The organism is Natrinema pallidum DSM 3751 (assembly GCF_000337615.1).
GTDB classification, from domain to species: domain Archaea; phylum Halobacteriota; class Halobacteria; order Halobacteriales; family Natrialbaceae; genus Natrinema; species Natrinema pallidum.
Genome location: NZ_AOII01000095.1, coordinates 51,218 through 60,923 on the forward strand (window position 1 = coordinate 51,218; position 9,706 = coordinate 60,923).

Here is a 9,706-nt window from a genome sequence, read left to right on the forward strand (position 1 = left end):
TCACCACCGCGAAACCTTGTTTTTCGTATTCCTGAACGCCTGCTTCGACCGGGCCTTCGCCGCCTGTGTGGCCTGATTCACGTCTTCTTTCGTCTTATCGCGCATCCGCCCCGTCCTCGATTTCCGGAGGTTGTTGTAGCGGCCTGCGTGGTCTTTCGTTGACTGCGCAGACGAGCCGAGTTTGTAGGCTTTTGAGTCACCGCTCCCGAGCTGGGTCTGCCCGCTCTTTGTCACCGGCCCGCGCCCGTTCTGAGCGTACCCTCGATGGACGTTGCGGGCACCGCGAACCGATTTTCCGGTGCCTTTCTTCGCGGCATTCTTTGCTTTTGGCGCACCTTTCGCGGTTGCTCCCGCACCGGAGTGGGCAATACGCTGGAGCGTCGGCGCACTCCAATAGACCGTTAGAATACTCGCAATGCAGGCTGCTGGAATGAGCGAAAGACCGAGAAGCAACGCAAATAACGCACTTAATCCACTGGCTGGGTCAGTCTGCCACCCGAGTCGGAACAGTACCGCGGCCGGAATCCCTGCGATAATGAGGCCCGGATAGATACTTGCTCCTCGGCGTGCGATATTCGACATGGAATTAACCGGCCATACGTCTACCGCCCACAGAACGCCGAGTAACGGCATCAGTGGCGTCAGTACGATCACACCGAGCCATCGAAGACCATAGACGAATGCGGCCAAGAGAAGGAGAATATTCTCTACAAAGACCATCACTAACACGGCAATCAGGCCTCCGAGTCCTGCTTTCGCCATCCCTCCAAACCCAGATGACATCTGCTCAATGGGTGCGAGTGTCATTCCAATCGAGTTCACGAACTGGAGTGGAATCGAGATGAGCGGGAACCAGACGAACGATCCCATGAACACGATGCCAATCCGGCGAAGGAGTCGCTTGCGGCGGTACTCGCTAATAGAGCCCGCTCGGAGTCCGATAAAGGCGAGAGCGACGACTAACAGCATAATCGTCAGTGGCAGGATATACGGGAGATAGAAATCCTGGTATATTGACTGCCACGGGTCATTCGATGGTGCGCCGACGACGATGTACCGGGAATTGGATTCTGGCGCAGGAACACCGACGATCGGCTGTAAGAGCGCTTGAAAGACGTCTTGTGCAAGTCCAAGCAGCCCGTCCTTTATCCGAGTAAGGACATCAATGATGGCATTCTTCACCTCTTCTTCGAGCCATCCCATATCAGGTATCACTCCCGTTCGATGTTGTCGAGGTTTGGTCAGTTGTCTCGCTACCGACAATCGTGAGTTCACAGGCTCCTTCTTCCCCACCGTACTCAATCGTCTGCGAATACGATGGGTTAGATCCCGGTTCGACAATGGCGGTCAGGTGCAGCGTTTTTGTGTCGATGTTTTCGCACTCGACGGCAGACGCACCGACGAGACCGCCACTGGTTTCGTAGACTGGCGGGATCGCGTAGACCGCCGTTGTTTCACCTGGTGGGAGCGACTTCGTATGTTCGAATGTCTGTTCGTCTTCATCGGTGCGAAGGACGAACGGTGCATTCCGCCAGCGAGTTCGAGCGAGCATTGCTGGTCCACTCCCCGTGTTTTTCAGGAGAAATGCGGCGTGGGTCTCCCAATTATTTGCTGACTTGTCCCACTCCATGTCAGGATGATTTTTCGCCCACTGGAACTCGGTAAGCGTCACCTCTGGTTCGAGGTCGAGCGTTATCTCGCCGAGCGTTTCATCATTCTTGACGGCAACGAGCCGGTGCGTTCCCGGTGTGTAGCCGTCGGTGCTCTGTCCGACGAGATCAAACGAAGTTTCCCTTCCGCCCGGTGCGACCTTCGCCTTCTCTGAGAGATTCCCGTCTGGACCAAAGCGACGCACCCAATCAGCGGACGTATCATTAGCGAGTGTAACGACGAGTTGACTGCCGGCGACTCTAACCCCCGCAAACACGCCTGACTGTGATGCAGGTGACTCAGTCATCGGATTGGTATTGTTTGCGGGTGTGTCGCTGCCAGTACCGGGGTTGTCTGTGCATCCAGCGAGCGCGACAAGGGCACCGCTGAGTCCACTGAGGACTGTTCGGCGGTCGATACACCTGCTGTGACTGGGTGAGTTGGTGTTGTCGTTCATGTTCGGTTTGAGATTCCAAGCAGCGCGCCATCGGACATGTAGTCGAAGCCGAAGACCAGGACAGCGACGGGGATAAACCAGAGAATCGTCACGACGGCGAGCTGGATGAGCGTCTGGAAATCGGGGAAGTTCGCGGGGGTTTTCGTGATGTCTTCCGACGCCGCGTAGGGCTGGTCAGTGCGCCACCATGCGGCCGACTGGTACTGGCCGTGAACGAGCAGGGATGGCTTCGAGATGGTAACGACGGCCATTCCGCTACTGTTGAGTGTCGCGGTCTGATTCCGGATTGTCACGCGGCCAGTCGTGACAGCGTCATCGCTCGCGTTCTCGGTGACCATCGCCCGGACGACCGCGTGGGTAGCGTTGGCTTCGGTGACGGTCAAGTCGAGATTCGTTTCGCGGACGGTCTGTTGCTCCGAGAGGGAGACTGTTCGTGATTGCCCGCGGACGATGCCTTGCACTGTGACCTTGCGGAAGGCGCTCTCGTCGAGGGTTGTGGAACTCACAGCTATCGAATCTGCATTCACGTACGGGTCAGCAGACTCGAGATCGATGTTCACCGGCAGCGACGGCCCTGTCAGCTCTGTTCCCCACGTTTCTTCGATGGCCAATGGTCGCTTCCCGTCGTCGGTCGGTTCAGTCGGTACGTACGGCGCTTGCTGACTCGGGAATGCATGAACTTGGACGGGACGCACCGACGACTCAGCACGCGACGTGTTGGTCGCAGTGGTCGTGACCATCGTCTGCCAGCCGGATCGGCCGGCCGTGTAGAACCACCAGTTGCTCCGGGCTCGAACGTCGCCGTCGACGGTAATCGTCGACCACTCAGTGCTTGGATGGATGACTGCGCCGACCCGGTTCTTGTGTGTCTCGAACTGGACGCGGTTCCCAGAAATGCCGGAGAGTCGATTGACAACGACCTTCTGTGACGTCGACACCGTTTTCGACGCTTCGAGGGTTTCGACGTCGCGAGTCCAGTCGCCGTCACAACCGGATATCGAGGAGTTCCAGTCTGGGCAATCCAGCGTGACATGACGAAGCGTTACCGTGATATTGGCCTCGACGGTCAGCTGTGGCGAACCCGAGAGGCCGGTATACTGGAGCGTTGCCTGATGGCCGTTCCCAGTGTCGATGGTTCGTCCATCAGCGGAGAGCTCAACAGACTCGATACTCGTTTGGTCGATCGACCAGCGTTCACGCTGTGACCCGTTCTGATCACCCTGGGGAACGGCAACGCGATAGTCACTGAGTGCGCGAACCTGGCCGTCTGGGGCAACGTATTGCGTCGTCTCGTTCCCTTGGTGGAGGATCGTCGACGGTTGAGTGGCGAAGATGCTGACATACGCATCCTTAATGTACACACCATCTTCGAGGGATGCACTTTCAGGATGGATAGACGAATCTCGGCCACCAGGACTAAAATCACCGAAATCTCCATTGTTCCAGTCCTCAGCAGCCTGTGGTGGCTGATCGAATGGGATGTCCGTCGACCGAGCAAGTCGGTGTGCGAACTCGGCGCGCGATGAAACATTTGCATCGTCGAAATCGTCTGCTGAGAGGTTGCCGTTGTCGGCATCCTCGGACCAGAGCCGCTGAAACGTACTGTTATTCACGCCGTAGTCCGGTCCATCGTCAGGAACAGCGGACCCGGAATCGGGTGTTGTGGCGGGAGCCATGCCTCCCGCAACGACAACTACAGCGCTGCTGCTCACGAGAAAGAGGGCAAGCACGGCAGCCTTCGTGCGGAGGGAGTACATGATGTACGGGGCAAGGGACGCGGGGATAGTTCGCTGTCGATCTCAGATGGGCCTAAAATGGTTTGACGCAGTCTGAGAAGCCGAATCCCATCTGGCTACCGACCTTGTCGATGAGTTCTGGCGAGACGAGTGCGAGGGTGACGATGCCGAAGCCGATGCCGGACATGACGAGCTTTTCCTTGGCATCGTTTTTCTTCTCGGGGTTACCGCCGGCCCGCATGTACGAAAGGCCAGCCTTCCCGGTGTAGAAACCGGTTGCGGGAAGGCCGAGACCAGCGACCGCGCCGAACACGAGGTCAATCCCTGTCGCGACGCCAGTGTTACAGTACACGTCGCCGACCTGACTCTGTGCGGCAGCCGGGCCAACAGCGACGACGAGGAACGCGAGCCCCATCGTGAGGGAGACAAACCGCGGGGGCGCTCGGGCGAGGACTGTTTTGAGACGGTGGCTGATCGTCGACTCGGCGGTCTGGTCGTCAGTAGGGGCTGTTTCAGTTGACGGTGCATCGCTCGCGGGGTCAGAGGGTGCTTGACTCATAGACGTTTTCTGGGGAGCTAGTCGGTGGAAGGGTCTGCTTCGAGCAGGGCGTTCATATCCTCCATGCTGGAGGTCTGTTCGAGGAGGTCATCGAGGTCTCGGTCAGTATCGGTGAGCGCCTCCTCGGTGAGCGTCGAGAGTTCGTCGCGGTCGATATCTCGGTAAGCCATCTGCTCGGCCAATGCCTCACGGAAGAGCCCGGATGCGTTGATGCCGGTCGCCCAGCTGAGGAATAACGCATCGGCGGGCATGATCGACACAGTCGTGTTGATGGTGTTCCGTGACATTCGTCAGTTGGTTATGTGCGATTGACCGATAATCTGTGATGTTGCTTGCCCTCGTAGCATGTGTTTACCCCCATAGAGTTCCTGGCTGAGCCACTGAGACGGCTGAAAACAGCACCCTCTATTTGATTTATATATCTCTCAGTNCGGCGGTCGAATTTTACGGATTTCTAATTGAATTCCCCGATTTTGAACCTACTGTCCTCCTGCGATTTCTGGGGGTAAACACATACCCCTCGTATATGCTTTCTGTACGAGATAGACCTTGGTGAATAAATGTATTGAGGCTTATATAACAATCGTCTGCCGTGTTATCACTCGGATAGCAGAATAGCGATACGGCAATACGAAGTACAGGGCACCAACTCCTGTAGGAGATTTATTCTACACCGGAGGTTAAGACGCTGCAGGAGAAATGCGTCACCCGATGGATAGTTGCGGCGACTGTGGTGGTGGAATCCTCGACGGCTATCGGTGCGATAATTGCGGCGACTACACCTGTGAGGGCTGTTTCGAATATCTCCCCTCAAAGGGCCTAATCGCAACCAAGCACAAATGCCCTCACTGTGATGAATGGGCAATACTCGATCAGTACACCTAATGTTATTCCAAACGATGATAACGATATGATGCTTTTGAGTTGAGTCTGAAGCCAAAAAGTTGGGAAGGGTTTTGAGTATTGGAGACAGCTAATATCATGTGACGAGTTCTGGAAACGTTCTTATCTTTGAGCTTGATGATCCGTGGGATGAGCTATGTAGATTGGGATTTGAGGCGTTTCTACGCCGGATTGATGCTCCTGCTAATCAGCCTCATGGACTACTCGTCCGGATGAGAGCTGGCCCGTCATTTGATATTGCATACCTGAGTCGAGAAACACCAACTGCGTCGATTGATATTGCCATGGGAGAAGAGGTCTATTTATCAGGAACCGATTTTCGTGGGACCGTTCGTGTCTCTCCGAACGCATCTCAAGAACGTGGCGAACTGATGTTTGCTCTATATCCAAATCGAATCCACGTACATCACCTCATGATACCTCCTGATATCCGCCGGCTCGGGCTGGGAAGAATTCTAATGGATGCCGTACTGGCCGTCGCAGCGCTGACTAGCCGAGATAAATTTAGTATGAAAGTAAAGGACGAGGATGTCCAAGAATTCCTTGAGCAATACGGTTTTCTACCAGACCAGATCCAGACGAAGTTCTGTAATAGTTACAATCACGAATCTACCGTTGTGGGTTCAGCGTCAAACGAAGAATTACAGCAACGAGAAGCAGTAGAACCAGACGTATTCTCGCATCCTTCTAAGAGACAGACACCGATTCACAACAATCTGACTGGTATAGAGACGGCTGAGATAGACGTATCCGGTTATCGAGTCTTCGCATTTCGATAGCTCCAAGCTCCAAAAACGGGAATGATGATTTCAATACCCATTGGAAATAGCAACTAGTTAGCCGCACTTCACCGATAGAAGCAGTAAATGACCCGCTATCTCCCACGTAGACGGATGAATTCTGTAACACCGTTCTACGGTACAGAACGACGAAAAAGCGCTAGCCAAGAATGTCTAGAAAAATTCAATCTTCTACAAAATTGCGGAGAAGAAGAGAACGACAATACCAACAGCTGCGATCTCGAGACCCATCGTGCGACATCTTCGCCGTAGGGCCAAATCGATGATTTCGATTAACTCTGACCTTGCTAATCCGTATGAGTCTATTTCAGTTTTTGAGCCGTCTGAGTAGTATATTCGGACCCAATCAGTATGGAGTTCGACCCTTGCTGGGATTTCAGTGGTCTCAGTCTGTAGGTCTCCCTTCTGATATAATCGATCAAGACAGGTATAACAGAGCGTATTATCGACCAATGTATAATAGCTTCCAAACCCATACTCACGCGCTTCTAGCCGTTCTTCATATAATTCATTCGCATGTGTTTACCCCCATAGAGTTCCTGGCTGAGCCACTGAGACGGCTGAAAACAGCACCCTCTATTTGATTTATATATCTCTCANCGGCGGTCGAATTTTACGGATTTCTAATTGAATTCCCCGATTTTGAACCTACTGTCCTCCTGCGATTTCTGGGGGTAAACACATACATTCATTCAATCGAGAACACTTTTGGTAGAAGCGAAGACGATGTCGCTGATCAAGGTCAGGAATTGCAACGATATAGGTTCCGAGGAACCCTAAGAATCCACCGATAAACGAAAGATACGATGTAAATTCGATCATGCTATAGTATCGAGATCACCATTGAGCAAAGTGAGTTGAGTACGTTTATCAATATGCCATGTTCTCCTCTACGACCGATCAAAGTATTTTGATTTTATTCCCATAGCACCGTTCAGATGATATTCTGGAAACGACTTCACGACCATTTTATACTGCGTCCGGCGAATGAGTCAGATACCACAGATGATTACGGATGCTCGAGTTCTCCGCCAAGGGTTTGTTCCAGGGGATCTTGAGCATCGAGACGCCGAAACAACGTATCTCTCGGAAACACTCGCACCCATCGCGGACGGCGAAACCCCCGAGACGGTCATCATGAACGGCCCGAGCGGCGCGGGGAAGACCTGCATCGCGAAGTACATGGGCGACCAGCTCCGCCAGGAAGTCCTCGACGCCGAGTTCCAGTACGTCAACTGCTGGCAGCACTACTCTCGGTATCGCGCCCTCCACCGGATTCTCGAAGGGCTTGGTCAGACACTCGATATCCATCGGCAATCAACGCCTCGCGACGAACTCTTCGAACGGCTCCGCCAGTACGACGGCCCACCCTGTGTCGTCGTCCTCGACGAGGTCGATCAGCTCGAGGATACAGGTCTGATCTACCATCTCCACGAACTCCCGCAGTTCAGCATGATCCTGATCGCGAACCGTGAAGAGGCGGTCCTGCGGACGATGGATGAACGATTGACGAGTCGGTTGACCGGCAGCGAGCGCATCACGTTCGAGGCCTACCACGAGGACGAACTCGTGTCCATCATGGCCGCGCGGATCCGCTGGGGCCTCGTCGAAAACGCAATCCGAGACGAGCAGCTTCGTCGGATCGCGGATGCCGCGGCGGGCGACGCACGAATTGCACTCAGTATTCTCCGGAGTGCAGCACGCCGCGCTGATCGGGCCAATGGTGAACGAATTACTGCTGAGCACATCGAGACTGCCATCCCCGCCGGTCGTGAGGAAGTCCGGCAGAAGAGTCTGGACACTCTCACTCACCATCAGCGTGTGCTCTACACGATTATCGAAGAACATGGTGAGATCGAGCCGAGCCCTCTCTACACTGCGTATCGAGAGCGCGTTGAAGACCCGAAATCGGACCGGACCGTACGGAATTACCTGACGAAGATGGCCCACTACAACCTGATTGTCACAGATGGAACGAGTCGGGATCGGACCTACCGGATCCGCGAATAAGGAGACCACCAGCCAGTCTTACCAGCTAACTCTGTTGAAATCCGTGCATACGGATAGAAATCGAATCGTTAGGTAAGTGTCCTTATCTACAGCTCCAGATCGTCTTTCATCTCCCGAATTGCCCGACGCTCTTTCTGGATATCTGTCGCCGAGATTGGTTTCTCGTCCTCTAACAACTGATTGATGAAACTCGCGAAGGCTGCTGCATCAACTTCCTCGCTGTTCCAGAGGAGTTCAAATTCGGCACTAGTTAGGGTGTGAAACCCCTCATCCTTTGCGCGACGGAAAATCTTGTTTGGATCTTCGAGCTCTTCTCGCTCAATATCCATCTCGAATTCCGTACGATACCCTCGGGATTGGTCTACTGTCTCAATTGCCTGCTCCAGATAGATGTTCAAGTTCATATCCACGTGTGCATTATCTTCCCGAGACCGGATGAGTGCGTCATAGAGGAACGTGAATGCGCTGGCAAAGCCACCTCCGAGCTTTGACCGTCTGTCCTCACCTGTAAATATCTGATTGCGGTCTCGTTCTTGCAAGAACTCAAGAATGGTAAAGTCCAGAAATGCGTTTGTAATCCGTTGACGAATTTTGGCCCGACGCCTTCGAGCGCTCTGAGGATGCTTATATTCGGTCTGCCCAAGGAGAAATTTCCGGTCCTCTGGAGTTAGAATCCCACGGTCTCTGTCGAGATCGTATGCTTGGAGTTCCTCATCGCTCATATCGGTACCTCTGAGTTCTAGCTAATAAGTGTGTATGGAGAAGCGTAGCAGGAAATAAGATACGATATCAGAGAAACATTTTTGTGCTATGTTTTCAACTTCGCTCATATGGTTCAAATGGACCGGACCAAAGAACTCACGAAGGTGCTTCCGCGTAGTAGAGAAGAGATCAACATCGAAATTGAAGTCACTGGATCCGACGGAGAAACAGTTACAGTCCAGATTTCACGACCTAATACCGACCTCTCACAGCAGACCGGCGAAAAGTACAAGGATCACAGGTGGGGACGCAACCGATTCTGGTACGAGGTGATGGAGGACGCACTCGATGATACTGAGTATGAGGTAAAGTCGGAGACACACAAGACCAATAGCGGGAATGTCTACTTCCGGGGCGGGAAAATCGAGTTCGACTACTATGAGGAGGCGCGTATCGATGATGTCGTCGAGATGGTTCTTCAGGAACTTGATAAGGTAATCATTCTCCAGAGCCGAAAACGATCGACGGAGAACAAGAAGACTGAGGCTGCACAAGAGCAGGTTAGTGAGGATTTAGCGGATGACCTGGAGAGTATATTTACTGAGGGTGATGAAGAGGGTCAATCAATATGAAATAGGTCACTAGACTGACCACCAGCTGATCGAACACATCGCCTCTTGGAATCTAAATAGAGCCCATCGGCCACCTTCTGGAAACCATCGTTGAGTCATGCCGGAGCGCCGCTTTCTCCCTGTTTCACGACGAAGTCAGTTTCTGGAAGTTCTGGAACTAGCACGCGCTCACTTTTGCTGGTCTCGCTGGAACTGCGACATATGCATTCGACAGGTACTCGAAACACTATCCCGGAACTCCCCTCACTCACGGCGGG

Annotated in this window: 9 protein-coding genes; 3 read left to right on the forward strand and 6 right to left on the reverse strand. The window is 53.5% G+C overall.

The window, feature by feature from the left end:
• Genes C487_RS16685 through C487_RS16705 form a run of 5 tightly spaced genes read right to left on the reverse strand, consistent with a single transcriptional unit; the run spans position 1 to position 4,689 of the window.
• Entirely contained in the window at positions 1-1,203 is a 1,203-nt protein-coding gene (locus C487_RS16685; protein ID WP_006187001.1) for a hypothetical protein, read from the reverse strand.
• A gap of 1 nt (position 1,204) precedes the next feature.
• Positions 1,205-2,107, reverse strand: coding sequence for a hypothetical protein (locus tag C487_RS16690; protein ID WP_010890506.1), 903 nt, complete (start codon positions 2,105-2,107; stop codon positions 1,205-1,207).
• Entirely contained in the window at positions 2,104-3,864 is a 1,761-nt protein-coding gene (locus tag C487_RS16695; protein WP_049908225.1) for a hypothetical protein, read from the reverse strand. The genes C487_RS16690 and C487_RS16695 overlap by 4 nt, the downstream gene beginning before the upstream one ends.
• Before the next feature lie 52 nt (positions 3,865-3,916).
• The gene (locus tag C487_RS16700) at positions 3,917-4,402 is read right to left on the reverse strand and encodes a pilin (protein ID WP_049908226.1); all 486 of its coding nucleotides are present in this window, start codon (positions 4,400-4,402) and stop codon (positions 3,917-3,919) included.
• Positions 4,403-4,419: 17 nt separating this feature from the next.
• The gene (locus tag C487_RS16705; RefSeq protein ID WP_006187006.1) at positions 4,420-4,689 is read right to left on the reverse strand and encodes a hypothetical protein; all 270 of its coding nucleotides are present in this window, start codon (positions 4,687-4,689) and stop codon (positions 4,420-4,422) included.
• A 696-nt stretch (positions 4,690-5,385) separates the two neighbouring features.
• On the opposite strand from C487_RS16705, the gene C487_RS20465 reads away from it, so the two are divergent.
• Positions 5,386-6,084, forward strand: a complete 699-nt coding sequence (locus C487_RS20465; protein WP_152422526.1) for a GNAT family N-acetyltransferase — start codon at positions 5,386-5,388, stop codon at positions 6,082-6,084.
• A gap of 1,026 nt (positions 6,085-7,110) precedes the next feature.
• Positions 7,111-8,115 (forward strand): Cdc6/Cdc18 family protein, encoded by a 1,005-nt coding sequence (locus tag C487_RS16710; protein ID WP_006187008.1) that lies wholly within the window; start codon positions 7,111-7,113, stop codon positions 8,113-8,115.
• A gap of 86 nt (positions 8,116-8,201) precedes the next feature.
• Here C487_RS16710 and C487_RS16715 read toward each other — a convergent pair whose 3' ends face one another.
• On the reverse strand, positions 8,202-8,837 hold the full coding sequence (locus C487_RS16715) for a hypothetical protein (protein WP_006187009.1): 636 nt from the start codon (positions 8,835-8,837) through the stop codon (positions 8,202-8,204).
• A gap of 108 nt (positions 8,838-8,945) precedes the next feature.
• Here C487_RS16715 and C487_RS16720 point away from each other — a divergent pair, with 108 nt between their 5' ends.
• Positions 8,946-9,449 (forward strand): hypothetical protein, encoded by a 504-nt coding sequence (locus C487_RS16720; RefSeq protein ID WP_006187010.1) that lies wholly within the window; start codon positions 8,946-8,948, stop codon positions 9,447-9,449.
• Positions 9,450-9,706: the final 257 nt, after the last annotated feature.

What these genes read in the sequence shown, in the direction of transcription:
- C487_RS16685 (WP_006187001.1), bottom strand. Translation starts at nt 1,203, where the DNA reads ATGGGATGGCTCGAAGAAGAGGTGAAGAATGCCATCATTGATGTCCTT.
- C487_RS16690 (WP_010890506.1), bottom strand. Translation starts at nt 2,107, where the DNA reads ATGAACGACAACACCAACTCACCCAGTCACAGCAGGTGTATCGACCGC.
- C487_RS16695 (WP_049908225.1), bottom strand. Translation starts at nt 3,864, where the DNA reads ATGTACTCCCTCCGCACGAAGGCTGCCGTGCTTGCCCTCTTTCTCGTG.
- C487_RS16700 (WP_049908226.1), bottom strand. Translation starts at nt 4,402, where the DNA reads ATGAGTCAAGCACCCTCTGACCCCGCGAGCGATGCACCGTCAACTGAA.
- C487_RS16705 (WP_006187006.1), bottom strand. Translation starts at nt 4,689, where the DNA reads ATGTCACGGAACACCATCAACACGACTGTGTCGATCATGCCCGCCGAT.
- C487_RS16710 (WP_006187008.1), top strand. Translation starts at nt 7,111, where the DNA reads ATGATTACGGATGCTCGAGTTCTCCGCCAAGGGTTTGTTCCAGGGGAT.
- C487_RS16715 (WP_006187009.1), bottom strand. Translation starts at nt 8,837, where the DNA reads ATGAGCGATGAGGAACTCCAAGCATACGATCTCGACAGAGACCGTGGG.
- C487_RS16720 (WP_006187010.1), top strand. Translation starts at nt 8,946, where the DNA reads ATGGTTCAAATGGACCGGACCAAAGAACTCACGAAGGTGCTTCCGCGT.